Source organism: Streptomyces sp. NPDC053076 (assembly GCF_044546845.1).
Taxonomy (GTDB): domain Bacteria; phylum Actinomycetota; class Actinomycetes; order Streptomycetales; family Streptomycetaceae; genus Streptomyces.
Map to the genome: position 1 here is coordinate 183,948 of NZ_JBITZL010000003.1, position 26,069 is coordinate 210,016.

Below are 26,069 nucleotides of genomic sequence, written 5' to 3' on the forward strand. Positions count from 1 at the left end.
GCGCATTCCGCTCATTTGACAGTGCGCTGAGAGCACAGATAGACAGCAGCTCTCGAAGGTCGAGAGGGGCACTGTGTACGAGCCGAACGTGGTCGGGGACTGGCAGGAGTACGAGGAGCATGCCGGTCTGCGGGTCCGCGTCCACCGTCTGGAGGCGGCCGAGCCGCCGCGCGGACGGGACGACGCCGCCGCCGGACTGACGTATTTCAGTGTCCGGGTGACCGTGGAGAACCGGGGCGCGCGGCACTTCGGCATCCATCTGGAGGACGGTCAGCTCGACGTCCGCGTCGGCCCGGACGGCGAGGGCGCCTTCATCGACTGGCGCAACTCCCAGTTCATCGAGGGCTTCGACGTCTATCCGCTGCGCCGGGCCACCGCCGTGCTCTACGCCGCCGCGCCCGAGAGTGCCCTGAGTCACGTGGACGTTCAGGTGCAGCTGCGGGTGGACGACGAGTGGAGCGACCGCCGGCTGTGGGCGGGCGGCATCGGCGTCCTGGAGGCCACCACGGCCGCGGCTCCCGCGAGCACCGGGCAGGGTGGTCTGGCCCATCAGGTCTCCGCCTTCCTGAGGGACCAGACGGAGCCGGGAACCGCCTGAGGCGGGCAGGGGCCGCCCGCCGCCGTACGTACCTCGTGCGGGTCAGCCGCCCGCCGTGCGTACCCCGTACCTCGTGCGGGTCAGCCGCCCGCCCGTGCGTTCCTCGTACCCCGGGCGGGTCAGCCGTGTGCGGTACGTCGCTCAGTGCGGGATGCCGTCGATGATCTCCCGCGCGCCCTGGCGCAGCAGCGCCACCGCCACCGAGGTGCCGAGCGTGGCGGGGTCGAGCCGGCCCGCCCACTCGTGGGCGTTCAGCCGGGTCTTGCCGTCCGGGGTGAACACGCAGGCCCGCAGGGAGAGTTCCCCGCCGCGGTCCACGCGCGCGTACCCGGCGATCGGGCTGTTGCAGTGCCCCTGCAGCACATGCAGGAACATCCGTTCGGCCGTCGCCTCGCGATACGTGTCCGGGTCACCGAGCCCGCTGACGGCATCGATCAGCGCGCTGTCGGCCTCCCGGCACTGCAGGGCGAGGATGCCCGCGCCGATCGGCGGCATCATCGCCTCCGTCGACAGCACCTCGCTGATCACGTCGGTCCGGCCGATCCGCTCCAGACCGGACACCGCCAGCAGCAGCGCGTCCGCCTCGCCCGCCGCCAGCTTCTCCAGCCGGCGGTTGGCGTTGCCGCGGAACGGCACGCACTCCAGATGCGGGTGCGTGGCGGCCAGCTGGGCGACCCGGCGCACCGAGGAGGTGCCGATCCGGGTGCCGACCGGCAGCTCGTCCAGGGTCAGGCCGCCCGGGTGCACCAGCGCGTCCCGGATGTCGTCCCGCTTCAGGAACGCGGCGAACACCGTCCCGGCGGGCAGCGGCCGGTCGGCGGGCACGTCCTTGACGCAGTGCACCGCGAGATCCGCCTCCCCGGCCAGCAGGGCCGCGTCCACCTCCTTGGTGAACGCTCCCTTGCCCTCGACCTTGGACAGATCGCCCATCCACTTGTCCCCGGTCGTCTTCACCGGCACGACCTCGGTCCGCACCCCCGGGTGGAGTACGGCCAACTCGGCGCGGACACGCTCGACCTGGGCCAGGGCCATGGGTGAGTCACGGGAGACGATACGGATCAGTTCCGGCACAGACATGGGGACACGATAGACCCTGGCGGTGCATGGTCCCGGCGCGGTCACAGCATGACGTGTTCGACCTGCGTGTAGTCGAGCAGGCCGGTGAGCGACAGGTCGCTTCCGTAGCCGGAGTGCCGTACGCCGCCGTGCGGCATCTCGGACACCGTGGTGCCGTGGGTGTCGACCCGGACGATGCCGGTGCAGCCGGGTCGCGGCCGTGCAGTCCTGGCCCGCGTTGTAGAAGGCCAGGGGCGCCAACTGCTCGACCGTGTCGTGGAGATCGGCGTCCTCGTGGACCAGCACCGGTGCGTTCCCGCCGAGTTCCAGGTGCACCCGCTTGAGGTCGGCGGCCGCCGCCGCGGCGATCTCCCGGCCGGCGTGGACGCTGCCGGTCACCGCCACCATCCGGACGCCGGGATGGGCGACCAGCAGGCGCTCGCCCGGATCCTGCGCAACCTCCTGCCGACCGATCCCGAACTGCACCAGGACTGGCGGCTGTGGCAGGAGCTGTGGGCCCGGGCCCTGCGCGACGAGACGACCCGCGTCTTCGCCGTCGGCCTGTACGCCCAACTGCACGCCTGGGTGGCCGGCGCGGTGCGCCGTGGCATCGATTCGGGCGAGTTCACCCCGACCGACGTGGACGCTCTCAGCACCCTGGTCCTGTCCCTGAGCGACGGCTACGGCATCCGCCTGATGCTCCGCGACCCCACCGTCACCCTGGACACGGCCCTCACCGCGATCTGGCGGCACGTGTCCGCCGCACTGGGGCTGCCGGAGACGTTGCCGGAGGTCCAGCCGGTCACAGGGCCGTGGCCAGCAGATCGCTGAGAGGCTGCGCGGAGTCGGTACCCGAGTGGCCGAAGGGAGCGTCGAAGCTCCAGACGAGGCAGAGCAGGAAGACCACCAGGGCGCTGAAGGCGGTGGCGAGCAGCAGTTCGCGGGCCGAGCGGCGGATCTGCAGGGTGTACAGCAGGCCGAGAGTGACGACGGCGCCGGCGACGAGACCGAACCAGACCTCGCCGGGCAGGGTGGTGCCGGCGCTGTCCAGGCGCTGGTGACGGGCATCGTCCGCGGCGGCGATCTGGTCCACCAAGGGCTGGTACGCCTGGGCCTGGAGTTCGTCGGCCGGAGTGTGGTGGGCGACGTCGCTGCGGATACGGGCGAGCAGTCGGGCGCCGGTGCCGTCGACGGGTGCGTCGCGCTCCATCGCGGGCCATTCGGTGGTGACGGCGTGCCGTGCGTAGTCGTCGATGTGGCGGTGCACCTGGGAGTGGAAGGCGGCCGGGTACACGTCCAGGCGTTGGTCGATCTCGTACAGGGCCTGTGCCTCGCGCTGGACGGTGTCCTCCGCCGCCCCGCGGGCCTCCCACACACCGGCGATGGCCAGACCGAGCACGATGGCGTAGACGACGCCGACCATCATGACCATGTATTCCAGCACGTCCGGTGTCTCGGAGGTGTCCTCGTCGGCGGCGACCCGGCGGTGCCGCACCACGATGGCCGCGACGACGAGAAGGCAGACCAGAATCGAGATCAGCGTGTAGACGAGCCACTCGGGCACAGCACAACTCCAGGACGGGTGCGGCGGAACGGAGGGGGTACGGCGGCCGGGCCGGGAGGCGACGGCCGGGTCGGGGCGCGGTCAGCCGCGGCCTCGGCGGCGGGAGCCGGGCCGCAGCACGGCCGCGGCCAGGACGGCCGGGGTGGTGACCACAGCCATGGTCATGGTCATCGGAGTGCCCGCCACGGCCGGGCGGCGCGGGCCGCCGGTGTAGTGCGAGCGGGGCACCCACCGGAAGGCTGCCGGTGCCCTCAGCGGTGCGGGGGAGGGGCGCTGTTCCCGGTCCGACGGCGTAACCGTCGCCGGACCGGGTGAGGTGGCGGCCGGTGGCGCGACCTTGGGGGCCGGTTCCCGAGGGTGCCGGGCCGCCGGACGGGGTGGGCCGGAGACCGGCGGCACGGGAGCCGGCGCGGCGTGCCGCGGTGTGGCCGGCTGCGGCGTGGCGGGCCGCGGTGCGGGTGCCGTCGCGGGCCGCGCGGGTTCGGGCTCGGCGACCGGGCCGTCACCCATGTCGATCCACACGTCGGGTGCGCAGACCACCAGTCGCGCGGTGGCCGACGTGTGATCGAGGGCGACGGTCGTGTCGCCGTGCTGGGACAGTGGGCACAAGACGGCGGCAGCCCCGAGCCCGACACTGATCCAGCCTCCCACCGGCAGCTCCTTGTCATGGCGACGGAAATCTTCGACGCGTCCCGCCGTTCAGCGGGACGCCGGTGCCACCGCTGCGAAGCGGCGGCACCGGACGTAACGATCACGGGCGGGGCCGGACACGGACGGCATCACCCGATCGGAGAGCCGCCCGCCGGGAGCACGACCCGGCAGCTCCGCAGCCTCCTCGACGGCTGAGGTTGCCCCGCCCTCCAACGGTGGAACCCTGGTGACATGAGCAAGTCCGCGCTGATCGTCATCGACATGATCAATACGTATGAGCACAAGGACGCCGAGTTGCTCATCCCCTCGGCGGAATCGGTGGTACCGGTCATGGCCGATCTGTTGCGACGCGCACGGCGGCGTGCGGCTCCGGTGATCTATGTCAACGACAACTTCGGCGAGTGGCGCTCGCACCACGGCGAGGTGCTGGAGCACGCCCTGGCGAGCCCGCACGCCCACCTGGTCGAACCGCTGAAACCCGACGAGGACTCCCTGTTCGTCCTGAAGGCCCGGCATTCGGTCTTCTTCGAGACGCCGCTGGAGTACCTGCTGCGGCAACAGGGCACCGACCAGCTCGTGCTGACCGGACAGGTCACCGAGCAGTGCGTGCTCTATTCGGCTCTCGACGCCCACATCCGCCACTTCCAGGTGGTCGTTCCCAAGGACGCCGTCGCGCACATCCACGCGGACCTCGCCCGGGCGGCACTGCAGATGATGGAGCGGAACATGGGTGCCCGCGTCTGCCGGAGCGAGGACCTCTGGGGGTGAGGCACCACACCCTCGTCGCCGAGCCGCGTGGTACGTCCGCGCCCGCCCGGCTGGAGAGGGGAAGGCCGTCCCCAGCCCGGCCCTGCGGTCCTAACCCCGGGCCTCCGGTCCCTGTGCCAGGCCCTGCGGTCCTAACCCCGGGCCTCCGGTCCCCGTGCCAGGTCCTGCGGCAGGTCCGCCGCCGATTCCTCCGGGGTGAGGTCCGGGCGGAGCCGCAGCCAGGACGGCTGGCGCAGCATGCCGTTCCGGGTGCGGGTGCTGTAGCTGACCTCGCCGACCAGCCGGGGCGCCACCCAGCGCGCCTCCGTGATCCGCGGTGCCGGGTGGAAGGGGCACCGGTCGCTCGGCGCGTCCCGGAGCAGGTCCGCCAGCTGGGTTCGTTCCGCCTCGCTCCAGCCCGTGCCGACCCCGCCGACGTACCGCAGCCGGCCGTCCGCGTCGCGCTGGCCGACGAGCACCGCTCCGGGCAGCCCGGTCAGCCGGCCCTTGCCGGGCAGCCAGCCGCCGACGATCACGTCCTCGGCACGCATGTTCCGGATCTTGATCCAGGCGCGCGAGCGGACCCCGGCCTCGTACACCGAGTCCAGCCGCTTGCACACCAGACCCTCCAGACCGTGCTCCTGGGTGGCGCGCAGCGCCTCGGCGCCGTGCCCGGTCACGGCCCCCGGTGTCGACCAGTACGGCCCGGCCAGGCCCAGCTCCGCCAGCCGGGCCCGCCGTCGCACGTACGGCTGCCGTACCAGCGACTCCGCCAGGAACGGCACGTCGAACAGCACCAGGTGCACCGGTACCTGAGCGGCCCGGCGCGCGGCCCGCGCGGGGGCGTGCGCGAGGCCCATCCGGCTCTGCAACAGCTGGAAGTCGGCACGTCCGAACTCGTCCAGGGCCAGCACCTCGCCGTCCAGCACGGCGGGTGTGCCGCCCAGGGCGGCGCCCAGCGGGCGGAGTTCGGGATAGGCCGCGGTGATCTCCTCACCGGACCGGGCGCGCAGCAGGACACTGCCGTCACCGGGCAGATAGACCATCACCCGCTGGCCGTCCTGCTTGGTCTCGTACGCCCACCGCGCGTCCTGGGCGGCGGGCGGCAGGCTGCCGGGGGTGGCGAGCATCGGCGCGATGAGCGGCAGGGTCACGGCGGTCACGGCAGAAGATCTCGACCGGGGCCGCCGCCCTCACGCGCCTTTCCTCCCCGGTTCCCCTGAACGGGCCCGCCGTACGGGCCGGGCCGGGGCGGCCGCTCCGGGGTGGCGCGCCGGGGGTAGGCGCGTGCGGTCGGGGATGCCCATGCGGTCAGGTGTACGTGCGGTCGGGGATGCCCATGCGGTCAGGTGCACGTGCGGTCGGGCATGCCTATGCAGTCAGGTGCGCGTGCGGTCGGCGGTGCGCGTGTGTGAGGTGCGCGTGCGGTGAGGGTGCCCGAGCGGTGGGGGCAGGTGCGTCCAGGGATGCGCCGCGGTCAGGCGGGCCGGGGCGGTCTGACCCAGCCCAGGGACCTTTCCACGGCCCGCTGCCAGTTGTCGTACTCCGTCTCCCGCCGCCCGGGATCCATGTCGGGCAGCCACTGGGCGGCCCGGTGCCAGTTGCGGCGCAGCACCTCCAGGTCGGGCCAGTAGCCGGCGGCGAGCCCCGCCGCGTAGGCGGCGCCCAGGGAGACCGTCTCGGCGACCATGGGCCGTACCACGGGCACGTCGAGCACGTCCGCCACGAACTGCATGAGCAGGTTGTTCGCGGTCATGCCCCCGTCCACCTTGAGCTGCTGGAGGGAGACCGAGGAGTCGGCGTTCATGGCGTCGACGACCTCCCGGGTCTGCCATCCGGTGGCCTCCAGCACGGCCCGTGCCAGATGCCCCTTGGTGATGTACGAGGTCAGGCCGACGACGACCCCGCGGGCGTCGCTGCGCCAGCGGGGGGCGAAGAGCCCCGAGAAGGCGGGGACGATGTAGCAGCCGCCGTTGTCCTCGACCGTCCGCGCGAGCGTCTCGATCTCCGGGGCGCTGCTGATCAGGCCGAGCCGGTCACGGAACCACTGCACCAGGGCCCCGGTGATGGCTATGGACCCCTCGAGGGCGTAGGACGGCGGCTGGTCACCGATCTTGTAGGCGACGGTCGTGAGAAGTCCGTGCCGGGACCGCACGACGGCGGTGCCGGTGTTGAGCAGCAGGAAGCTTCCCGTTCCGTAGGTGCACTTGGCCTCGCCGGGAGAGAAACAGGTCTGGCCGAAGAGGGCGGCCTGCTGATCACCTAGGGCGGCCGTGATGGAGACACCCGGCAGCAGCGAGCGTGCGTCGCCGTACAGCTCGGCGGACGACCGGATCTCCGGCAGCATCGCGCGGGGCACCCCGAAGAAGTCCAGCAGTTCGTCGTCCCAGGTGAGGGTGTGGATGTTCATCAGCATCGTGCGGCTGGCGTTGGTGGCGTCGGTGACGTGCAGTCCGCTGTCGGTGCCCCCGGTGAGATTCCAGATCAGCCAGCTCTCGATCGTTCCGAACAGCACCTCGCCGTCCTTGGCGCGCTGTTCGACGCCCTTGACGTGGTCGAACAGCCACCGGATCCGCAGCGCCGAGAAGTAGGTCGAGGGCGGCAGGGCGCACCGTTGCAGGAAGAACTCCTCCCCGGGGCGCTGTATGAGGTCCTCGACCAGCGGCGCCGTGCGGGTGTCCTGCCAGACGATCGCCCTGCCCACGGGGGCGCCGGTCCGCCGGTCCCAGAGCACCGTCGTCTCGCGCTGGTTGGCCAGGCCGATGGCGGCGACCTGCCCCGTGTCGACGCCGGCGTCCGACAGGGACTCGGGGACGACGCGCCGCAGGTTCTGCCAGATCTCGACGGCGTCGTGTTCGACCCATCCGGGCCGGGGGAAGTGCTGCTGGTGCTCCCTCTGCGCGACCGAGACCAGCCGCCCGCGGTGGTCGAACAGGATGCATCGGGTCGAGTTGGTGCCCTGATCGACGGACATCACATAGCGTTCAGCCATGATCGGGTCTGCCTTCCGACGGATCTAGGGGCGGCTGTCCTGGCCTACCAGCGGGCGGCTCCCAGGTCTCTGGAGATCGCCCGGGCGGCTTCACGGATCAGACTGATCAGACCGGCGCGGGGATGGTTCTGGCTGTCGCAGATCCGCTCGATCGGCCCGGACAGCCCGATGGCGCCGACGACGAGGCCACCGTGCCCCCGGATCGGCGCGGCGACCCCGGCCTCGCCCATGCTCATCTCCTGGATCTCGGCGGCCCACCCGACCTCCCGGACCGCCATGAGCGCCCGGCCGAGCTGCTCCGGCTCGAGCAGCGTGTGCCGGGTGTACGCCTCCAGCGCCGGTTCGACGGTCGCGGTCCCGTAGGCCAGCAGCACCTTGCCGAGGGAGGAGGCGTGCAGAGGGAGCAGCGCGCCCACGTCCAGGGTCTGGAAGGTGTCGTCGGGCCGGAACACGTGATGCACGATGAGGACTTTTCCTTCCAGCGGTGTCCCCAGGCGTACCGCCTCCCCGCTGCGGGCGGCCAGCGCGTCGGCCCAGTTGAGGGAGCGCGAGCGCAGCTCGTTGACGTCGAGGTAGCTGGTGCCGAGGTGCAGCAGGGCGGCTCCGAGCTGGTACTTCCCGGTCGCCGCGTCCTGCTCCACGAAGTCCACGTGCTGGAGCGTGCGCAGAATGCCGTGGGCGGTGCCCTTCGCCAGGCCGAGCGAGGCCGCCACCTCGCCAAGCCCCAGTCGGCGGGGCCCACCGGCGAGCAGACGCAGGATCGCCGCCGCCCTTTCGATCGACTGGACTGGGCCGGCCATGAAGCGAGCCTATTACCGCCGAGCGGGCTTCGCTCCACGGGGCCGGAGGGCGCCCCCGGCACGGGTGCGTTCGGTAATGCCGACCCATGTTCATTGACCCGCCCGATTTGTCTCCATAGCTTGCTTTGAGGCCCGGAACGCGTCGAGTCACGGCGTCGGACCGGCAGCACACACCATCGGGAGAAAAATATGGTGGCACAGCTCAACACGCTGCTTCGGGCGGCATACGAACATGTGTGTCCGGTGCCGCCCGTCGCTGGTGCCGTCTCGGCCGTACGCCGACGGGTGGCGGTGCTCCTCGCCGACTGGACGGTGTGTCCGGAAATCATCGAGGACTCGCTGCTCGTGGTGTCGGAGCTGGTCACCAATGCGATCCTCCACGCCCGGCCCCCGGCAGAGCTACGGCTGTCATGGGTGCGCGGCGACGGCTGCCGCACCCTGCGGATCGAGGTCACCGACGCCGGAGCGGCGCTGTCGGCGGGGCAGTCCCTCGTCGGGATCGATCCCGACGAGCACGGCCGGGGCGAGGCGATCGTCCACGCCCTGGCGACGCGTCACGGCATACGGGTCCACTCCGGAGGCGTGACCCGCTGGGCCGAACTCGCGGTGGCCTGAAAGCCGCCGTGGTGCGAAGCTATGCCCGCGAACCGGACACCATGGTCCGAGGCCGGATCTCCCGGCCGGACGGCACGGAGGCCGGCTCCTCATCGGTCCGCTTGCGGAGCAGCAGCAGGGCGGCGTCGTCGTGCAATCGGCCGCCCACATGCGCCAGCAGTTCGTCGTGGAGCGCGGAGAGCGTGCGGTCCGGCTCATCGGACGCATGGCGGGCCACGCCCTCGGCCAGTGGATAGAACTCCCGGGCGTGGTCGCGGGCCTCGATGACGCCGTCGGTGTAGAGCAGCAGTTGGTCCCCCACCGCGAGGGACAGCCGCTGAAGGCCGGGAGCCTGGCCCGAGAGGGCGCGCAGCCCGAGCGGTGGAGCGTGCTGGGCGGGCTCCACCGTCCCGATCTCCCCGGACGCGGAGATCAGCAGCGGAGGCGCGTGTCCGCAGTTGACGACCTCCAGCCCGCCCGATCCGCTGTATCCGGCGACCACGGCGGTGACGAAGTCGTCCGGACCGAGATTGCGCGCCAGGCTCCGCTCGATCCGGCCGACCACGGCGAGCAGGTCGGGCTCGTCGTGGGCGGCCTCGCGGAACACGCCGAGCACGAGCGCGGCGGTCCCCACGGCGGGCAGCCCCTTGCCGCGCACGTCCCCGACGATCAGCCGGATGCCGTGCGGGGTGGGCACGAGGGCGTACAGGTCCCCGCCGATCCGGGCCTCCGCCGCGGCGGCGCTGTAGCGGACGGCCACCTGGAACGGGCCGACGGTCTCCGGGACGGGCTGGAGCAGCGCCTGCTGGGCGGTCTCCGCGACCGAGCGGACGGCGGCGAGGACCCGTTCACGACGGCCGCGCATCGCGCTGGCCAGGCAGCTCGCGGCGGTGACGGCCAGCAGGGCGGAGACCACGGCCGCCGGCTCGCGCGCGGGAACCGGATGCCCGACACCCAGCGCCGTGCCCGTCGCCGCCGCGAGGAGGCCGACGCAGACCACACCCCGCGGGCCGTTGGTGGCGGCTGCCAGCGCGGGTCCGGCCACCAGCAGCGGCAGCCAGGGCACCCCCGCCCCGGCGGCGATGTCGGCGAGTACGACGACGGCGATGACGAGAGCGGGCAGCAGGGGCTTTCCCGCGGGCAGCTGCCCGGCGGCACGCCGGCACACCGATCCCGTGGTGCGGGCCACCCGTTTCCTGAACAGCGGCATCGGTCGGGGGTCGTCGCCATGGTGTCGGGCCTGGCTCATGTGTCGTCCGCTGTCCTCACCTGTAGGGGGTGCACACCCGGAATGTCCGTTTCATCAAGAAAACGGGTCGGTGAGGACGGCCACAAGGAGCGGATTTTCAGATAGTGAGCGACAGCCCCCTGGTCACTCGGTTCGCGATCGGCAGGAGCCGGGCCCCGATCTCCGGGATCCGGTCCCGCCGCTCCGCGGGCAGGGAGACGCCGAGGGAGCCGGGCGTGTCCCCGCGGTAGACGGGCACGGCGACGCACACGGTTCCGAGTGCGTACTCCTCCAGGTCCGTGACGGCCGGTGCCAAGGGCGGCGAGTTCAGCCTGCGGAGCAGCTCCGGAAGACTCGTGATCGTCCGTGGTGTGAGGTCGGGGAGGTGGTGCCTGGTCAGATACTCGCGGCGCGCGTCCTCGTCCAGCTCGCGCAGCACCGACTTGCCCAGTGCGGTGGCGTGTCCCGCGTCCTCGAACCCGACCCAGAGATCCACCCGCGGCGCGCGTGGCCCGTCGACGATGTCGGCGACCCTGATCTCGCCGTCCTCGTAGAACGTGAGGTAGGCGGCGGTGGACAGCTCGTCCCGCAAGGCCGCCAGCGCCGGGCGCACACGGCTGAGCAACGTCTGCGCGCTGCCCGCCGTGTGCAGGGAGTTCACCCGGTCACCGAGGATGAAGCCGCCGTCGTCCAGTTTCCGCACGTAACCGTCGTGCAGCAGGGTGCGCAGCAGGTGATAGGCGGTGGCCAGGGGCAGCCCGGTCTCGCGCGCCAGCTGTTTCGCGGGGGCGCCGTTCTCGTGCGCGCCGACCGCCTCCAGCAGCCGCAGGGCCCGCTGCACGGACGTGATGAGGGTGGGCCCTTCCTGAGCACCCATAGGACCAGGTTGCTCCGGGCACCTGGCCCCGGCAAGGCAGACGTCCCCGCGACCCTGGCCGCGGAGGGAGAGGAGAGAGCCGGGCCGGCGGGCGGCGGCGCGGGGGAGCACCCCAGGACGTGCGGGCGGCGATCGCCCGGGGACGTGCCGGGGCCGACGGCCGGCGGCGCGGGGATCACGCCGGGGGCGTGCCAGGGCGACGGCCGGCGGCGCGGGGACACCCAGGAACGTGGCGGGCCGGCGGCCGGCGGCGCCGGGAGTGCCCTGGGACGTGCCGGGGCCGGTCGGCCTGCCGTCGTCAGTGGCGCGTGGTGGCGATGCTCACCGCGTTGGCCGCCACCACCGCCCCGATGGCCGCCCACTCCGCGCCGCCGAGGCCCTGCCGGAGGATCACCCAGCCGACGACGGCCGCCAGCACCGGGTTGACGCTCATGAACAGGCCGAATGTCCGCGCAGGCACATGCCGCAGCGTCAACAGGTCGGTCAGGTACGGCACGGCCGAGGAGAGGACACCGGCGGCCACGGCGCACAGAACGGCGCCGGCCGTCGGCGGACGGGTGAGCACGACGGCGACGCCGACGGGCAGGAAGGCCAGTGCGGACACGGCCGCCGCGGCCGCCGCGCCCTGCGCTCCGGGGATGCGCCGCCCGACGACCCGGTTGAGCAGGATGTACGCAGCCCAGCAGCACGCGGCGACCAGGCCGAGGGCCATCCCGGCGTAGTCGGCGGAGGGTCGCGGACGCATCAGGGCGACGACCCCGGCCGCGGCCAGCGCCGCGCACCCGGCGTCCAGCCGGCGCCGGGACGCGGCCAGCGCGATGGTGAGCGGTCCCAGGAACTCCAGGGTCACGGCGAGACCCAGACCGATCCGGTCGACGGCGCTGTACAGGCTGAGGTTCATCGCGCCGAAGACCCCGCCGAGCAGCAGCACCGGCCACCACTGCCGCCAGGTGAAGGTGCGCAGCCGGGGCCGGGCCACCGCGAGCAGGACGAGTGCGGCGACGTACTGCCGTACCGCCACCACGCCGAGCGGCCCGAGGACCGGGAAGGCCAGCGCACCGACGGCGGCGCCGGTCTGGTTGGACACCCCGCTGCCGGCCATGGCGGCCACTCCGGCCGTCAGGGACCGGGGCCGGGGCGCGTGCCCGGCCACCGCCACGGGCCCGGCCGCGGCCGGGCGTTCGAGAGCTCGTCGCATGCGAACGAGAGTGCGCCACCTGCTCACTTGCGCATAATGCATGTACGGGTCGATCTATACGATCAGCGTATGCACGACATCGATCTGCGGCAGCTGCGTTGTCTCGTGGCCATCGTCGACGAGGGCACGTTCACCGACGCGGCGATCGCGCTCGGCGTCTCCCAGGCCGCCGTCTCGCGCGCCCTGGCCTCCCTCGAACGCGCCCTGGGGGTACGGCTCCTCAGGCGCAGCTCCCGCGAGGTGACGCCCACCGCGACCGGGACGCGCGTGGTGGCGCAGGCCCGGCGGGTGCTCGCGGACGTGTCCGACCTGGTCCGGGAGGCCACCTCGGGGCACACCCGGCTGCGCGTGGGCTACGCCTGGTCGGCGCTGGGCCGGCACACGGTCGCCTTCCAGCGGCGCTGGAGCGCGGCCCACGGGGACACCGATCTGTACCTGGTCCGGGTCAACTCGCCCTCCGCCGGGCTCGCCGAGGGCGCCTGCGATCTCGCCGTCGTGCGCAGGGCGCCGGACGACCGGCGTTTCGGCACCGCCCTCGTCGGACTGGAGCGGCGGCTGTGCGCGCTCGCCGCCGACGACCCGCTCGCCCGGCGCCGCTCCGTGCGGCTCGCCGACCTCACCGACCGGGTCCTGCTCGTGGACCGCCGTACCGGCACGGCCACGCCGGAACTGTGGCCGCCGGACGCCCGCCCGGCCACCGAGGAGACCCACGACGTCGACGACTGGCTGACCGTCATCGCCGCCGGACGGGGTTTCGGGGTGACGGCCGAGGCGACCGCGTACCAGTACCCGCGGCCCGGCGTCGTCTACCGGCCGGTGCGCGACGCCGAACCCGTCGCCGTCCGGCTCGCCTGGTGGCGCGACGACCCGCATCCGGCACTCCAGGCGGTGCTGGAGCTGCTGACCGAGCTCTACCGGAGCGGCTGAGACGCCACCTCAAAACATGCAGACAGAAATCGGTCGCCATCACCGAGTGCCGCATGGTGCTGGAAGGACTGTGCGCGGCCGAGGCCGCCGTCGCGTCCTCAACAGCGCCCAGACGATGATCTACGCGACCGTCTCGATCCGCTCCGCCCCGGACAACCGCGCCACCGCCGTCGGCTGGGCCTCCGGCATGGGCGCGCTCCGCCCCGGACAACCGCGCCACCGCCGTCGGCTGGACCTCCGGCATGGGCCGCTTCGGCGCCGTCTTCGGCCCGTGGCTCGGCGGGCAGCTGCTCGCCGCGGGCGAGGGCGGCCGGGGCTTCACCGCCTTCGCGCTGGCCGGTGTGTCGTCCATGGTCTTCATCGGCGTCGCGGCCCTGCGCCCGGCCCGGCACCCGGCCCCGGCGGCGCCGGGCAGAAGCCGGCCACCACCGGCTGACACACCCGGGCCGTGCGGCGCCGTCCAGTAGTATCCGGCGGCAGGCCGTCAGAGGAGGAACCGTGCCCCGGTCCGAACGCTCGCCCCTGCTACTGGCCGGCCTGCTGGCCGCCGCCGGGGTCGCCCACTTCGCCGCCCCGCGGCAGTTCGACGCGACCGTCCCCCGCCTGCTGCCGGGCTCGCCGCGGGCCTGGACGTACGGCAGCGGGGTCGTCGAGCTGGTCCTGGCGGGCGCCCTCGCGGCGCCCCGGACCCGCGTGCCGGCCGCGAAGGCGGCAGCCGCCTTCTTCGTCGGTGTGTTCCCGGCGAACGTCCAGATGGCCGTGGACTGGCGCCACCGGCCGGCGCCCCTCAGAACGGCGGCCCTCGCCCGGCTGCCCCTCCAGGTGCCTCTCGTGCTGTGGGCACGCGGAGTGGCCCGCAACGGAAAGGGACGATCATGACCGAGCGCATCGCCGTGGGGGACAGGGTCGAGGACTTCGCCCTGACCGACGAGACCGGTACCACCCGCAGCCTCACCGACCTGCTGGCCGACGGCCCCGTCGTCCTCTTCTTCTATCCCGCCGCCCTCAGCCCCGGCTGCACCGCCGAGGCATGCCACTTCCGCGATCTCGCCGCGGAATTCGCCGCCGCCGGCGCCCGGCCGGTCGGAATCAGCGGGGACACCGTCGACAAACAGCAAAAGTTCGCCGGCCGGCACGGCCTCGGCATGCCGCTGCTCTCCGACCCCGACGGAACGGTCCGCGAGCGGTTCGGCGTCAAGCGCGGCCTCTCCCTGGCCCCGACCAAGCGCGTCACTTTCGTGATCGCCCAGGACCGTACCGTCCTGGAGATCGTGCGCAGTGAGCTGCGCATGAACTCCCACGCCGACCGGGCTCTCACCGCCCTCCGCGCCCATCGGGGGTGAGACGGGCAGCCCTGCGGCTTGATGCGCCGGGCCAATCGGAACATCCTGGGGTATATGGAGCCTGTCGCCGCCATGGCGGTCCTCGATGCGCTGGGCAGGGTGACCGGATGGAGCGAGGGCGCTCGGCTGCTCACCGGCCACCCGGCCCGGGACGTCGTGGGCCGGCCGGCGGCGGACCTGCTTGCGGAGGACCTCGCCGACGGCAAGCTCACCGCACGCTCCGGGATCATCGCCCTGCGGCACCGTGACGGCCACCGGATCGAGGTGGCCGTCACCACCTGCCCGGTGACCGACGCCGACGAAACCCCCACCGGCTACGTCGTCACGGCCGACGCGCCCGACTCCACGCTGGCCGCCCAGGCGTTCGAGCAGGCGTCCATGTCCATGTCGGTGTTCGACCTCCAGCAGCGCTACCTGCGCGTCAACGATTCCGCCTGCAGGGTGATGGGCGTGTCCGAGGCCGCGCTGAACGGCCGCTTCTTCCCGGACACCGTGGGGGAGGCCGACTATCACCAGGGCTTCCTGCGCCATCTCCGGGAGGTCGCCGAGACCGGCCGGCCCGTTCGCTACGAGAGTTTCGCCGGGGCTCCCGCCATGAACCGGGAGCATCTCTGGAGCGTCGAGATGTGGCCGCTGCGCACCGACTCCGGCGAGCTGACCGCGGTCGGCATCGCCGCCTTCGACAACACCGAGCAGTACTGGGCCCGCCGCCGTCTCGCCCTGCTCAACGAGGCCGCCACCGGCATCGGCACCACCCTGGACGTCGTCCGCACCGCCGAGGAACTGGTCGAACTCCTCGTCCCCCGGTACGCCGACTTCGCCAGCGTCGACCTGCTCGAGTGGGTGCTCGGCGCGGAGGAGCCGCCGGCGCTCCCGGACGGCGGTGTCGACGTGCGCCGCGTCGCCCACGGCTCCACCCGTCCCGGCAATCCCGGGGCGGCCCTGCGCCTGGGCGAGCGGCATGTCTACGAGCCGACCCTGCCGCCCGCCCGCGCCCTGCAGGAGGGGCACGCGGTGGTCTGCCAGGCCGGCGAGCCGGAGTTCGCCGAGTGGCTCGCGGAACGCAACGCGCGCTCACCGGAGGGAAGCCCCTACCGCAAGGGCGTCCACTCGATGGTCGCGGTGCCGCTCCGGGCGCGCGGGACCACCCTCGGCGTCGCGGTCTGCGTCCGCATGGCCCACCCGGACGCCTACGGCCCCGACGACGCCGCGTTCGCCGAGGAACTCGCCAGCCGCGCCGCGGTCTGCGTCGACAACGCCCGCCGATTCGCCCGCGAGCGCTCCACCGCCCTCGCCCTCCAGCACAGCCTGCTCCCGCGCGGCCTGCCCCGGCAGGCCGCGGTCGAGGTGGCCCACCGCTATCTGCCGTGCGGGTCGGTGGCCGGCATCGGCGGCGACTGGTTCGACGTGATCCCGCTCTCCGGCGGCCGGGTGGCCCTGGTGGTGGGCGATGTGGTGGGCCACGGCATCCAGTCGTCGGCCACCATGGGCCGGCTGCGCACAGCCGTGCGCACCCTCGCCGACGTGGACCTGCCCCCCGACGAACTCCTCACCCACCTGGACGACCTGGTCACCCACCTGGCCGCCGACGGCAGCGGAGAGGAGATCGCCGAACTCGGCGCGACCTGCCTGTACGCCGTCTACGACCCCATCTCCCGCCGCCTCTCCCTGGCCGCCGCCGGCCACCCGCCCCCCGCCGTCATCCTGCCCGGCGGCACCGCCGAACTCGTTCCCATGACCGCCGGGCCGCCGCTCGGCGTCGGCGGTCTGCCGTTCGAGGCCACGGAACAAGAACTGCCCGAGGGCTCGATCGTCGCCCTCTTCACCGACGGCCTGATCGACTACCGTGACCAGGACCTGGACGGCGCCTCCGACGAACTGCTCCGGGCCTTCCGCGCACCCGCCGACTCCCTCGACGCCCTCTGCGACAACGTCGTGAAGGCCGTCCTGCCCGACCAGCCGTGCGACGACGTGGCCCTCCTCCTCGCGCGCACCCGGGCGCTCGGCGCCGACCGGGTCGCCACCTGGGACGTCCCGCGCGATCCCGCGCAGGTCGCGGTCGTCCGGCAGGCGGCCACCGAACAACTGGACGTCTGGGGGCTGACGGAGGCATCGTTCGTCACCGAACTCGTCGTCAGCGAACTCGTCACCAACGCCATCCGCTACGGCGAACCGCCCATCCAGCTGCGCCTGATCCGCGACCGGGCCCTCATCTGCGAGGTGTCCGACGCCAGTTCCACCTCCCCGCACCTGCGCCGGGCGCACGCCTACGACGAGGGCGGCCGGGGACTGCTGCTCGTCGCCCAGCTCACCCAGCGCTGGGGCAGTCGGCAGACCGCCGCGGGCAAGACCATCTGGGCCGAACAGCCGCTCCCCGACACCTGATCACGGGGAGCCGCAGGCCCGTTCGGCGCGTACGGCGGGGACGGGAGCCGTGCGGCAGCACGTGGAGCGTGTCGAGGACGAACGGCGTGTCACCGGGTCCGCGGCCGACCTGGACGGGGGGACTCGGTGAGCCCTGCGGCGCCCCGCTCGAGGACCGGTGTCACTCCCGTCCGGCGTCGGCGTCGGCGGCGACCTGCGCCAGCGTGCGTCCCGTGCGCACCGAACGGGCCCGGCGGGGATCCGGGGTGCCGTGCCCCTCCGCCCGCGCCGGTCCCTTGCGCACGAGCAGCCAGGCATCCTCCTCGTCGGTGCCGCCGCGGAAGCGGGTGAGGGCGTACTCGCCGTGCAGCTTGGTGCCGTGCAGGCGGAAGGTGGCATGCCCGCGCTCCAGGGACTCGGCGAAGTCCACCGGGTGCCCCCGGCGGTCGTGGCTGAGCGGTTCGTACGTCCCGTGGTCCCACACGATCACGGTGCCCCCGCCGTACTCGCCCTTCGGGATGACGCCCTCGAAGTCCTCGTACTCCAGCGGATGGTCCTCCGTCGGCACCGCCAGCCGCTTGTCCGCGGGATCGCCGGACGGCCCCTTGGGGACCGACCAGGACTTCAGGACGTCGTCCACCTGGAGCCGGAAGTCGAAGTGCATCCGGCGCGCGTCGTGGATCTGCACCACGAACCGGGGCCCGTCGCCGCCGGCCGAGGGTGCCTGCCCCGACGGCTCGCGCGTCCGCTCGAAGTCACGCTTGCCGCGGTACGTCCGCAGCCGGTCCTCCGCTGCCATCTGCGGCTCCTTCCCTGCGTCCGGCTCACGCGCTCCCGGGTACCCCGGACCCGGGCCCGTCAGCCCGCGACGCCGTCCGGCTCGGCCACCGCGTCGTCCTGCCGGTCGGCCAGGTGGTACACGTTCCGGACGCTCACCAGGGTCCGATCGCCCGGGCCTCGCCCGGCTGGGCGGCGGACCCGGCGCTCAGCCCGGGACTCCTGGTCAGCCCCCGCTCCCGCAGCTCGGCCGGCGCACCGAACCGGCCGGCGCCAGAGTCCTCGCCCGGGGTGTCCAGCGGGCTGCCGCGGCCATCTCCAGGGTCTCCTCTGTGTCTCCCCCCAGGCCCATGGATAGGGTGAGTGGTGATCAACCGGACGAGCACCGGAGGGCGCATGACGACGGACGGGGCGATCGCGGGCGGAGCGGAGCCTCGCGCGGGCGTGGAGGTGAAACCGGTCGCCGGGTACATCGGCGCCGAGATCACCGGCGTCGACCTCGCCGGTCCGCTGGAGGACGCGGTGATCGCGCTCATCAGGGACGCGGTGCTGCGCTGGAAGGTGGTCTTCTTCCGCGGGCAGCGACTCGACCACGCCGGTCACATCGCCTTCGCGCGCCGCTTCGGTGATCCGGTCGTCCTCGCCCGGCGGGGCGGTGCCTCACCTGCGGACTTCCCCGAGGTGGAGACCACGGCGGACCGGCTGGAACTGGGCGGCCGGTTCGGCATGGAGCACGAGGAGTGGCTGCGCCGCCGCCGGCACTCCCTGCTGCGTGGCTGGCACTGCGACCACGGCGCCCGGATCGACCCGCCGGCCGCGACCGTCCTGCGCGCCGAGACCGTTCCGCCCTACGGCGGCGACACCACCTGGGCCAACCTGGCCGCCGCCTACGCCGGACTGTCCGCCCCGGTCCGCGCCTTCGTGGACGGCCTGCGCGCCGAGCACCGGCTGGGCGTCGGCTACCAGCCCCGGTCCGGCGACGACGGGTACGTCCGCCACCTGCTGGACCACCAGGTCGCCTCCGTGCACCCGCTGGTCCGCGTCCATCCGGAGACCGGGGAGCGGGTGCTGTTCGTCAACGGCTACTACCTGGAGCAGATCGAGGGAGTCTCCCGGCCGGAGAGCGCGGCGCTGCTGGAGATGCTGCTGGAGCAGGCCGTGCGCCCCGAGTACACGGTCCGCTTCCGCTGGGAACCCGGAAGCGTCGCCTTCTGGGACAACCGGGCCACCATCCACCTCGCCCCCGGCGACCACACGCGGGCCGGCGCTCCCCGGATCATGCACCGGGTGATGCTCCAGGGCGATGTGCCGGTCGGTGTGGACGGGCGGCCGTCCGAGCCGGTCACCGGTACGACGGCGGGGAAGTGGTGACTCAACCGCCGGGCCGCCACCCCAGTGCCGGGCCCAGCCTCTGCGCCATGTCCGTCAGGATCTGTACGTAGTCCTCGTGTTCGAACGTGAACGGCAGCGCGAACGCCACCTCGTCCACCTCGCGGAAGGCGGCGTGCGCGTGGAGCCGTTCGGCCAGTTCCGCCGAGGTGCCCACCAGGTCCGGCGCGAACAGCAGCTTCGCCGGGCCTTGGGGGGAGGCCGTGCGGGGCAGCCGGCCGGCCGCGTACCGCGCGTACTTGGCGCGCTGCCCGGGGCTCGCGGAGTCGGTGGGGATGACCACCAGCCCCTGGGAGACCCGGGCGGCGTCGCCGTCGGGGTGGTGCGCCCGGAACTCCCGGATGTGGGACAGCTGGATCTCGGCGAAGTCCGGCGGCCCGTCCCCGTCCGCGGCGCCCTCGGCCTTGACGACGCTGCTGGTCAGCAGGTTCATCCCGTGCTCACCGGCCCAGCGCGCCGACCCGAGGCTGCCGGCGCCGTACCACAGCCGTCGCCCGAGTGAGGGGGACTGCGGCTGGACGACATCCGAGAAGACCTCGAATCCCTCCACTCCGCTGAAGTCGGTGGCGGGCTTGCCCCGCACCAGGTCCACAAGCCGCCGCACGCGCTCGTAGCCAAAGTCCTCCGCGTCGGCGGTGTCCGGGTAGAGGGCGCCCTTGACCTGCTCGTAGTGCATCGGCGGGCCCACGCTGACACCCGGGTTCAGCCGGCCGCCGGACAGCACGTCCACCGTCGCCAGATCCTCGGCGAGCCGCAGCGGGTTCTCCCAGCCGAGCGGTGTGACCGCGGTGCCCAGCCCGATCCGGCGGGTCCGCTGCGAGGCGGCGGCCAGGACGGCGACCGGGGACGAGATGCCGTACTGCAGATGCCGGTGGCGGAGCCAGGCGGTGTCGAAGCCGAGCCGCTCACCCAACTCGATGATCTCCAGCGTCGACTCGTGGCCCCGGCCCGGGTCCGCCGCGTCGAACAGGCCGATGGTGAGGAAGCCCAGCTTGCGCAGGGGGCGAGAGGGGGACGGCACCGGCTCCTCCAACGGTCGTCGGTCGGCTCTGCCTCGATTCTGGCAGGCGAGTGTGACAACCGTGTGATCAGTTCGTCCCGGCCGGCGGCAGCGGGATCACGACCTCGTCCTCGACCGGCGGATCGAGTTCCTGCGCGCGGTTGCCCGTCGCGGCGAAGCAGCGCAGCCGGACGGCGTCCGCAGAGACGTCCAGCCGCAGGAAGCACTTGAAGAACGGCGGGCTGTAGGTGGCGGAGGACGGCGAGAACAGCTGGGTGTAGATCTTCCGCACGGGCAGCCGGAACCGGGCCGGACGGTCGGGGCGGCGACCGGCGCCGAGCAGGCTCGCGACCAGGCGGGTACGGCGGGTGACCCGGGCGTCGGGGCCGGGAGGGCGGACCGGCTCGATGCCGAGCCGTTCGGTGACGACGGCCGTCGCCTCCGCCTCGCTCAGGCGGAAGAAGCGGCGCAGCCGGAGCCGGCGGCCGTAGAGGCGGCTGTAGAAGGCGAGCGAGTCGCCGCGCAGCGGATAGCAGCGGAACTCGCGCTCGGTGACGCCACCGACCGACACCCGCGGGATGGTGTGCGTGGCGTGCATGAACGCCCCGCCGCCGCCCGCCACGACGTACTGGACGGTGCGGCCGTCCACCGTGACCGGGTAGCGCTGGTAGTTGTGGATGTCGCCGCCGATCGCGGCCACGTAGTGGTGCTCCGGGGCCCGGACGACATCGTCCACCGTGCCGCCGCCCTCGATGGGGCACGGGTGGTGCTCACCGTCGACGTACAACGGTGACCCGGAGACGAGGATCTTCGGCCGGGGCCCCTTGGACATCTCCCGCAGCCAGGCGCCCTGTTCGGCGTCGACCGTGCCCAGCAGGCCGGTGTCGATGCCGATGATGCGCACCGGTCCGGCGTCGATCGCCCAGTACGGGCCCGGCTGCTCGGCCTGTTGACCGGGCGCCGAACGCAACGTCCGTGCCTCGGCGAGCCGTTGCTCGTCGACAGGCTTCGCCCGGTGCCACAACAGGGAACGCCACCAGGCGCCGGTGAGCGGGCGGGGCCGGGGCTCCGGGTCGAGCGGCGGGGCGTCGGCGCAGAAGACGCGCATGAAAGCGCCGAGGTCCTCGTACCAGTCGTGGTTGCCCGGTATCGCGTAGATCGGTGCGGGGTAGTCCTGGTACGGCCGGAAGAACTTGCTGCCGTAGTCGTCGGCGCTGCCGACGGGGTAGATGACATCGCTGGCGATCACCGCGAAGTCCGTGTCCTGACCCGCCTTCAGAAGACCGGGTACCACCGCGTACTGGGAGTCGTCCCCCTCGCCGGTGTCCCCGATGACGATGAAGGAGAACCGTTCGGGTACGTCCCGTCGGATCAGCTTGTCGGCTGGCGCGCCCGCCGCGGCCCGCCGGGCCACCCAGCGGCTGCGGGTACGACCGGTCGGGTCACCGAACCACGACGCCAGGACGCCGTTGCGGGCGGCCCACAGGATCCGGGGGTTCAGCCACGACAGCTTCTCGGCGTGGCCCGGCATCAGCCGCTTGTACGTGCCGGGGTCGGCCGCGCCCCAACCGGCGCCCTGTGCGGTATCACGTGAGGATTCAGACACGCGGTGCACGGTAACAACGCCTTGGTCGACGGCGGGTTGCCGGGGCCTCCCGCAACGGCCCGGCTCGCGTGGTCCGTTCCCACCCCCGTTATGCTCACCGCGACAGCCCGCCCCCTCTCCGGAACGGATCGCATCGCGTGGAACTCTCCTTCTCCGGCCGGGTGATCGAGTGGCGGGGGCCGTCGCCGTACTACTTCGTCGCCGTGCCGGACCAGGAGTCCGCCGACATCCGCGAGGTGGCGGCCATGGCCACCTACGGCTGGGGCGCGATACCCGTGGCGGCGGGCATCGGCGGGACCACCTTCACGACGTCGCTCTTCCCGAGGCAGGGCGCGTATCTGCTGCCGCTCAAGAAGGCGGTGCGCGCGGCGCGGGGGATCGCCGTGGGCGACGAGTTGACCGTGAAGCTGACGGTGCGGCTGTGAACGCGCCGGCGGGGACACCGTGGCGCCTGCCGGCCACGCTTGCCCTCGACTTCGGGAAGGTGCTCCGGCAGATGATCCGGAACACCGGCGGAACCGTGCTCCAGACCGACTCGGCGGGCGCTCCCCGCGCCGGCGAAAACCGGCTCTGGGCGGTTCGGTGCCGCGCGCACCGGCGGATCCGTGCTCACCCGAGTGGGCACTTCTCGGTGAGGGGGTGGCCGCCCGGAGACCGGGCAGCCACCTGACGAAGCGGGTGCCGCCCGGCTCGCGGACGGTCACGGCTTGCGGGCGAGTCCTCCGTGCTCGGCGATGACCTCCGGGGTGGGCGAACCCGGCTCCGGGCGCCACTGGGTGACGGAGACGACGCCGGGTTCGACGAGCTCCAGGCCGTCGAAGTACGCGGTGATCGCATCGGCCGTACGCAGGTTGTACGGGACCGCCCCGCTGTTGTTGTAGGCGTCCTGGGCCCGCTCGAAGACCGGGTCGATGCCGCGTGACCCGTCATTGACGGACAGGTAACTGCCCGACGGCAGGGCGTCCATGAGCCGGCCGACGATGGCGCGGGCCTGGTCGTGGTCGGCGACGTGGCCCAGGATGTTGCTGAGGACGAGCGCGGTGGGCCGGGTGAGGTCCAGCGTCTCGGCGGCGGTCGCGATGATGCGGTCCGGGTCCGTGATGTCGGCGTCGATGTAGGCGGTCGCCCCCTCGCTGGAGGAGTAGAGCAGCGCGCGGGCGTGGGCCAGGACCATCGGGTCGTTGTCGACGTAGACGATCCGTGCCTCGGGGGCGAGCCGCTGGGCGACCTCATGGGTGTTCTCGGCGGTCGGCAGACCCGTGCCGATGTCGAGGAACTGCCGGATGCCCGCCTCGGAGACGAGGTACGCGATGTTGCGGCGCAGGAAGGCACGGCTGCTGCGGGCGATGGTGACGATGCCCGGGAAGACGGCGGTGTACGCGTCGCCGGCCGCCTCGTCGACCGGGTAGTTGTCCTTGCCGCCGAGCCAGTAGTTCCAGATACGGGCCGAGTGCGGCACCGATGTGTCGATCTTCTGGTGCGTCGCCGGCTCGGGCGTCGTCGCCGAATCGGTCATGGGTCGTGTCCTTCTTTCAGCCAAGACAGGGATCAGCCACGGCACAACCTATGTCCGAACACCCGCCTGTCGCCTCCCGGTTCGCGTTTCCGGCGTGGGCGCGGGGCGCGGACGGACAGCGGCCCCGGCGCGGGCGCGGACGGACAGCGGTTCCAAGGCGGCCGCGGGGCGCGGCGGAGAACAGCCCGGACGGGGCGGCCACGCGAAACAGGACCGATAGGGAAAACCCTCGATTGAACCGCCGTGAGGTGACATGGCTCGGTCAATACTGTCATTCTCCCTCAGCACGCTGATCCGCCCCACCGGTTCACGGATCACGGTCCCGCACAGCTCAGCTCGCCCGGGCAGCAGACCCGTCTGCCCGTCTGTCACCGGCCGCCGACCGGCGGCCGCAGCAGGAGGAGTACGAGTGAGACCCCACAGACCCCTTCCCCACAAGCGAGCCACGGTCGGAGCCGCCCTGGTCTCCACCGCGGCTTTCCTGGCCGTCGGCCTCCAGGCGGTCCCGGCGACCGCCACCCCGGCCGCTCCCCACCCCGGCCCGCTGCACACCGGCGGCATGGAGGCCACGCTCAGCCCGGCCCAGCACCAGGCGCTGATCAAGAGCGCCCAGCAGCAGACCGCCACGACCGCCCGCACCCTCGGCCTGGGCGCGCAGGAGAAGCTGGTCGTCAAGGACGTCGTCAAGGACAACGACGGCACCGTGCACACGCGCTACGAGCGCACGTACGCCGGTCTGCCCGTCCTCGGCGGCGACCTCGTCGTGCACACCCCGCCGGCCTCACTGGCCAAGGGGACCGTGAGCACCACCTTCAACAACAAGCGCAAGATACAGGTGCGTTCCGTCACTGCGACCTTCACCAAGGCCGCCGCCCAGACCAAGGCGCTGAAGGCCGCGCAGGCCCTGGACGCCAAGAAGCCCACCGCCGACAGCGCCCGCAAGGTGATCTGGGCCGGCCACGGCACCCCGACCCTCGCCTGGGAGACCGTGATCGGCGGCTTCCAGGACGACGGCACCCCCAGCCAGCTGCACGTCATCACCGACGCCGGCACCGGCAAGGAGCTGTACCGGTACCAGGCGGTCAAGACCGGCACCGGCAACACCCAGTACAGCGGAACCGTCACCCTGGGCACCACGCTGTCGGGGTCGACGTACCAGCTGTACGACACCTCGCGCGGTGGTCACAAGACCTACAGCCTCAACAAGGGCACCTCGGGCACCGGCACCCTGATGACCGACGCCGACGACGTCTGGGGCGACGGGACCGGCGCCAACACCCAGACCGCCGGCGCCGACGCCGCCTACGGCGCCCAGGAGACCTGGGACTTCTACAAGAACACCTTCGGCCGCAGCGGCATCCGCAACGACGGCGTCGCCGCCTACAGCCGCGTCCACTACAGCAGCGGCTACGTCAACGCCTTCTGGGACGACAGCTGCTTCTGCATGACCTACGGCGACGGCTCGGGCAACACCCACGCCCTGACCTCGCTCGACGTCGCCGGCCACGAGATGACCCACGGCGTCACCTCGAACACCGCCGGCCTGGAGTACAGCGACGAGTCGGGCGGCCTGAACGAGGCCACCTCCGACATCTTCGGCACGGCCGGCGTGGAGTTCTACGCCAACAACGCCAAGGACGTCGGCGACTACCTCATCGGCGAGAAGATCGACATCAACGGCGACGGCTCGCCGCTGCGTTACATGGACAAGCCGAGCAAGGACGGCGGATCGGCCGACAGTTGGTACAGCGGCGTCGGCAACCTCGACGTGCACTACTCCTCGGGCCCGGCGAACCACATGTTCTACCTGCTGTCCGAGGGCAGCGGCACCAAGGTCATCAACGGCGTGACCTACAACAGCCCCACCGCCGACGGCGTCGCCGTCACCGGTATCGGCCGGGCCGCCGCGCTGCAGATCTGGTACAAGGCGCTGACGACGTACATGACGTCCAGCACCGACTACGCGGCCGCCCGCGCCGCCGCCCTCCGCGCGGCCGGCGACCTGTACGGCACCAACTCCACGCAGTACGCCGGAGTGGGCAACGCCTTCGCCGGCATCGCCGTCGGCGGCCACATCAACCCGCCCAGCAGCGGGGTGACGGTCACCAACCCGGGCAGCCAGTCCGCCACCGTCGGTACCGCCGTGAACCTGCAGATCCAGGCGAGCAGCACCAACGGCGGCGCGCTGACCTACAGCGCCTCCGGCCTGCCCTCCGGTCTGTCGATCAACGGCACGACCGGTCTGATCTCCGGCACACCCACCACGGCGGGCACCTACAACACCACCGTGACGGTGACCGACTCCACCGGCGCGACGGGCACCGCCACCTTCTCCTGGACGGTCAGCACGACCGGCGGCGGCTGCACGTCCAAGCAACTGCTGAGCAACCCCGGCTTCGAGTCGGGCAGCACCGGCTGGAGCGCCACCAGCGGCGTCATCACCACCGACAGCGGTGAGGCGGCCCACAGCGGCTCCTACAAGGCATGGCTGGACGGGTACGGCAGCACGCACACCGACACGCTGTCCCAGTCGGTGACGATCCCGGCGGGCTGCAAGGCGAGCCTGACCTTCTACCTGCACATCGACACCGCGGAGACCAGCTCCAGCGTCCAGTACGACAAGCTGACGGTGACCGCCGGTTCGACGACCCTCGCGACCTACTCGAACCTCAACAAGGCCGCCGGCTACAGCCAGAAGACCTTCGACCTGTCCTCGCTGGCGGGCTCGACGGTCACGCTGAAGTTCAACGGCGTGGAGGACTCCTCGCTGCAGACCAGCTTCGTCGTGGACGACACGGCCCTGACGACCAGCTGAGCCCTTCCCACAAGCGCGGTCCCGCAC

General features: G+C 72.5%; 25 protein-coding genes and 1 pseudogene. 12 read left to right on the plus strand and 14 right to left on the minus strand.

Annotated elements, in window-relative coordinates; genetic code table 11:
• Nucleotides 1-73 precede the first annotated feature (73 nt).
• On the plus strand, nt 74-598 hold the full coding sequence (locus ACIGYR_RS14380; protein WP_399598992.1) for a hypothetical protein: 525 nt from the start codon (nt 74-76) through the stop codon (nt 596-598).
• A gap of 141 nt (nt 599-739) precedes the next feature.
• On the opposite strand, the gene hemC is transcribed toward ACIGYR_RS14380, so the two are convergent.
• Together hemC and ACIGYR_RS14390 are read right to left on the minus strand one after the other, a co-directional pair.
• Nucleotides 740-1,675: a hydroxymethylbilane synthase gene (hemC, locus tag ACIGYR_RS14385; RefSeq protein ID WP_399600201.1), complete on the minus strand. Its 936-nt coding sequence runs from the start codon at nt 1,673-1,675 to the stop codon at nt 740-742.
• 240 nt (nt 1,676-1,915) lie between these two features.
• Nucleotides 1,916-2,062 (minus strand): annotated as a pseudogene (locus tag ACIGYR_RS14390) (aldehyde dehydrogenase family protein); the annotation flags it as partial.
• Nucleotides 2,063-2,074: 12 nt separating this feature from the next.
• Here ACIGYR_RS14390 and ACIGYR_RS14395 point away from each other — a divergent pair.
• Nucleotides 2,075-2,485, plus strand: coding sequence for a TetR family transcriptional regulator C-terminal domain-containing protein (locus ACIGYR_RS14395; RefSeq protein WP_399598995.1), 411 nt, complete (start codon nt 2,075-2,077; stop codon nt 2,483-2,485).
• Here the strand turns inward: ACIGYR_RS14395 and ACIGYR_RS14400 are convergent.
• Nucleotides 2,457-3,218 (minus strand): hypothetical protein, encoded by a 762-nt coding sequence (locus ACIGYR_RS14400; RefSeq protein WP_391843090.1) that lies wholly within the window; start codon nt 3,216-3,218, stop codon nt 2,457-2,459. The two genes, ACIGYR_RS14395 and ACIGYR_RS14400, sit on opposite strands and share 29 nt — an antisense overlap.
• An 81-nt stretch (nt 3,219-3,299) precedes the next feature.
• Entirely contained in the window at nt 3,300-3,869 is a 570-nt protein-coding gene (locus ACIGYR_RS14405; protein ID WP_399598998.1) for a hypothetical protein, read from the minus strand.
• A gap of 231 nt (nt 3,870-4,100) precedes the next feature.
• Here ACIGYR_RS14405 and ACIGYR_RS14410 point away from each other — a divergent pair, with 231 nt between their 5' ends.
• Nucleotides 4,101-4,637, plus strand: a complete 537-nt coding sequence (locus tag ACIGYR_RS14410; protein WP_399599001.1) for a cysteine hydrolase family protein — start codon at nt 4,101-4,103, stop codon at nt 4,635-4,637.
• Nucleotides 4,638-4,768: 131 nt separating this feature from the next.
• Here ACIGYR_RS14410 and ACIGYR_RS14415 read toward each other — a convergent pair whose 3' ends face one another.
• The 3 genes from ACIGYR_RS14415 to ACIGYR_RS14425 all read right to left on the minus strand — a co-directional run bounded on the left by ACIGYR_RS14415 (nt 4,769) and on the right by ACIGYR_RS14425 (nt 8,408).
• The gene (locus ACIGYR_RS14415; RefSeq protein ID WP_391843152.1) at nt 4,769-5,770 is read right to left on the minus strand and encodes an ATP-dependent DNA ligase; all 1,002 of its coding nucleotides are present in this window, start codon (nt 5,768-5,770) and stop codon (nt 4,769-4,771) included.
• Between the two features lie 323 nt (nt 5,771-6,093).
• Complete coding sequence (gene glpK, locus ACIGYR_RS14420; RefSeq protein WP_399599004.1) at nt 6,094-7,608, minus strand: glycerol kinase GlpK; 1,515 nt, start codon at nt 7,606-7,608, stop codon at nt 6,094-6,096.
• Nucleotides 7,609-7,652: 44 nt separating this feature from the next.
• Nucleotides 7,653-8,408, minus strand: a complete 756-nt coding sequence (locus ACIGYR_RS14425) for an IclR family transcriptional regulator (RefSeq protein ID WP_391843082.1) — start codon at nt 8,406-8,408, stop codon at nt 7,653-7,655.
• A 243-nt stretch (nt 8,409-8,651) separates the two neighbouring features.
• Here ACIGYR_RS14425 and ACIGYR_RS14430 point away from each other — a divergent pair, with 243 nt between their 5' ends.
• Entirely contained in the window at nt 8,652-9,023 is a 372-nt protein-coding gene (locus ACIGYR_RS14430) for an ATP-binding protein (RefSeq protein WP_399599007.1), read from the plus strand.
• A gap of 19 nt (nt 9,024-9,042) precedes the next feature.
• Here ACIGYR_RS14430 and ACIGYR_RS14435 read toward each other — a convergent pair whose 3' ends face one another.
• The 3 genes from ACIGYR_RS14435 to ACIGYR_RS14445 form a co-directional block, all read right to left on the minus strand.
• Nucleotides 9,043-10,251 (minus strand): PP2C family protein-serine/threonine phosphatase, encoded by a 1,209-nt coding sequence (locus ACIGYR_RS14435; RefSeq protein WP_399599011.1) that lies wholly within the window; start codon nt 10,249-10,251, stop codon nt 9,043-9,045.
• A 97-nt stretch (nt 10,252-10,348) separates the two neighbouring features.
• Nucleotides 10,349-11,107 (minus strand): IclR family transcriptional regulator, encoded by a 759-nt coding sequence (locus ACIGYR_RS14440; protein ID WP_391843076.1) that lies wholly within the window; start codon nt 11,105-11,107, stop codon nt 10,349-10,351.
• Between the two features lie 298 nt (nt 11,108-11,405).
• Nucleotides 11,406-12,218 (minus strand): EamA family transporter, encoded by an 813-nt coding sequence (locus ACIGYR_RS14445; protein ID WP_399600204.1) that lies wholly within the window; start codon nt 12,216-12,218, stop codon nt 11,406-11,408.
• A 156-nt stretch (nt 12,219-12,374) separates the two neighbouring features.
• Here ACIGYR_RS14445 and ACIGYR_RS14450 point away from each other — a divergent pair, with 156 nt between their 5' ends.
• The 5 genes from ACIGYR_RS14450 to ACIGYR_RS14470 all read left to right on the plus strand — a co-directional run bounded on the left by ACIGYR_RS14450 (nt 12,375) and on the right by ACIGYR_RS14470 (nt 16,960).
• A complete protein-coding gene (locus ACIGYR_RS14450; RefSeq protein WP_399599013.1) occupies nt 12,375-13,232 on the plus strand; it encodes a LysR family transcriptional regulator in 858 nt (285 codons plus the stop codon).
• A 242-nt stretch (nt 13,233-13,474) separates the two neighbouring features.
• Nucleotides 13,475-13,699: a hypothetical protein gene (locus tag ACIGYR_RS14455; RefSeq protein WP_399599016.1), complete on the plus strand. Its 225-nt coding sequence runs from the start codon at nt 13,475-13,477 to the stop codon at nt 13,697-13,699.
• Nucleotides 13,700-13,730: 31 nt separating this feature from the next.
• A complete protein-coding gene (locus ACIGYR_RS14460; protein WP_391843070.1) occupies nt 13,731-14,111 on the plus strand; it encodes a MauE/DoxX family redox-associated membrane protein in 381 nt (126 codons plus the stop codon).
• Nucleotides 14,108-14,575: a peroxiredoxin gene (locus tag ACIGYR_RS14465; protein WP_391843068.1), complete on the plus strand. Its 468-nt coding sequence runs from the start codon at nt 14,108-14,110 to the stop codon at nt 14,573-14,575. Before ACIGYR_RS14460 ends, ACIGYR_RS14465 begins: the two co-directional genes overlap by 4 nt.
• A gap of 54 nt (nt 14,576-14,629) precedes the next feature.
• A complete protein-coding gene (locus tag ACIGYR_RS14470) occupies nt 14,630-16,960 on the plus strand; it encodes a SpoIIE family protein phosphatase (RefSeq protein ID WP_399599020.1) in 2,331 nt (776 codons plus the stop codon).
• A gap of 160 nt (nt 16,961-17,120) precedes the next feature.
• Here ACIGYR_RS14470 and ACIGYR_RS14475 read toward each other — a convergent pair whose 3' ends face one another.
• Nucleotides 17,121-17,738: a DNA polymerase ligase N-terminal domain-containing protein gene (locus ACIGYR_RS14475; protein WP_391843064.1), complete on the minus strand. Its 618-nt coding sequence runs from the start codon at nt 17,736-17,738 to the stop codon at nt 17,121-17,123.
• 374 nt (nt 17,739-18,112) lie between these two features.
• On the opposite strand from ACIGYR_RS14475, the gene ACIGYR_RS14480 reads away from it, so the two are divergent.
• A complete protein-coding gene (locus ACIGYR_RS14480; RefSeq protein WP_399599024.1) occupies nt 18,113-19,087 on the plus strand; it encodes a TauD/TfdA dioxygenase family protein in 975 nt (324 codons plus the stop codon).
• 1 nt (nt 19,088) lies between these two features.
• Here the strand turns inward: ACIGYR_RS14480 and ACIGYR_RS14485 are convergent, their stop codons facing one another.
• Nucleotides 19,089-20,126: an LLM class flavin-dependent oxidoreductase gene (locus ACIGYR_RS14485; RefSeq protein WP_399599028.1), complete on the minus strand. Its 1,038-nt coding sequence runs from the start codon at nt 20,124-20,126 to the stop codon at nt 19,089-19,091.
• Nucleotides 20,127-20,193: 67 nt separating this feature from the next.
• Nucleotides 20,194-21,711: a metallophosphoesterase family protein gene (locus ACIGYR_RS14490; RefSeq protein WP_399599030.1), complete on the minus strand. Its 1,518-nt coding sequence runs from the start codon at nt 21,709-21,711 to the stop codon at nt 20,194-20,196.
• Between the two features lie 137 nt (nt 21,712-21,848).
• Between ACIGYR_RS14490 and ACIGYR_RS14495 the strand changes: the two genes are divergently transcribed.
• The gene (locus tag ACIGYR_RS14495) at nt 21,849-22,136 is read left to right on the plus strand and encodes a DUF1905 domain-containing protein (RefSeq protein ID WP_399599033.1); all 288 of its coding nucleotides are present in this window, start codon (nt 21,849-21,851) and stop codon (nt 22,134-22,136) included.
• 275 nt (nt 22,137-22,411) lie between these two features.
• Here ACIGYR_RS14495 and ACIGYR_RS14500 read toward each other — a convergent pair whose 3' ends face one another.
• Nucleotides 22,412-23,227, minus strand: a complete 816-nt coding sequence (locus tag ACIGYR_RS14500) for an SAM-dependent methyltransferase (protein WP_399599036.1) — start codon at nt 23,225-23,227, stop codon at nt 22,412-22,414.
• 409 nt (nt 23,228-23,636) lie between these two features.
• Here ACIGYR_RS14500 and ACIGYR_RS14505 point away from each other — a divergent pair, with 409 nt between their 5' ends.
• The gene (locus ACIGYR_RS14505; protein ID WP_399599039.1) at nt 23,637-26,042 is read left to right on the plus strand and encodes a M4 family metallopeptidase; all 2,406 of its coding nucleotides are present in this window, start codon (nt 23,637-23,639) and stop codon (nt 26,040-26,042) included.
• The last annotated feature ends 27 nt before the right edge of the window (nt 26,043-26,069 follow it).

Excerpts from the sequence above, each read along its gene's own strand:
- hemC (WP_399600201.1), bottom strand. The coding sequence starts at position 1,675 with ATGTCTGTGCCGGAACTGATCCGTATCGTCTCCCGTGACTCACCCATG.
- ACIGYR_RS14395 (WP_399598995.1), top strand. The coding sequence starts at position 2,075 with ATGGGCGACCAGCAGGCGCTCGCCCGGATCCTGCGCAACCTCCTGCCG.
- ACIGYR_RS14410 (WP_399599001.1), top strand. The coding sequence starts at position 4,101 with ATGAGCAAGTCCGCGCTGATCGTCATCGACATGATCAATACGTATGAG.
- glpK (WP_399599004.1), bottom strand. The coding sequence starts at position 7,608 with ATGGCTGAACGCTATGTGATGTCCGTCGATCAGGGCACCAACTCGACC.
- ACIGYR_RS14425 (WP_391843082.1), bottom strand. The coding sequence starts at position 8,408 with ATGGCCGGCCCAGTCCAGTCGATCGAAAGGGCGGCGGCGATCCTGCGT.
- ACIGYR_RS14435 (WP_399599011.1), bottom strand. The coding sequence starts at position 10,251 with ATGAGCCAGGCCCGACACCATGGCGACGACCCCCGACCGATGCCGCTG.
- ACIGYR_RS14440 (WP_391843076.1), bottom strand. The coding sequence starts at position 11,107 with ATGGGTGCTCAGGAAGGGCCCACCCTCATCACGTCCGTGCAGCGGGCC.
- ACIGYR_RS14450 (WP_399599013.1), top strand. The coding sequence starts at position 12,375 with ATGCACGACATCGATCTGCGGCAGCTGCGTTGTCTCGTGGCCATCGTC.
- ACIGYR_RS14455 (WP_399599016.1), top strand. The coding sequence starts at position 13,475 with ATGGGCCGCTTCGGCGCCGTCTTCGGCCCGTGGCTCGGCGGGCAGCTG.
- ACIGYR_RS14465 (WP_391843068.1), top strand. The coding sequence starts at position 14,108 with ATGACCGAGCGCATCGCCGTGGGGGACAGGGTCGAGGACTTCGCCCTG.
- ACIGYR_RS14470 (WP_399599020.1), top strand. The coding sequence starts at position 14,630 with ATGGAGCCTGTCGCCGCCATGGCGGTCCTCGATGCGCTGGGCAGGGTG.
- ACIGYR_RS14475 (WP_391843064.1), bottom strand. The coding sequence starts at position 17,738 with ATGGCAGCGGAGGACCGGCTGCGGACGTACCGCGGCAAGCGTGACTTC.
- ACIGYR_RS14480 (WP_399599024.1), top strand. The coding sequence starts at position 18,113 with ATGACGACGGACGGGGCGATCGCGGGCGGAGCGGAGCCTCGCGCGGGC.
- ACIGYR_RS14500 (WP_399599036.1), bottom strand. The coding sequence starts at position 23,227 with ATGACCGATTCGGCGACGACGCCCGAGCCGGCGACGCACCAGAAGATC.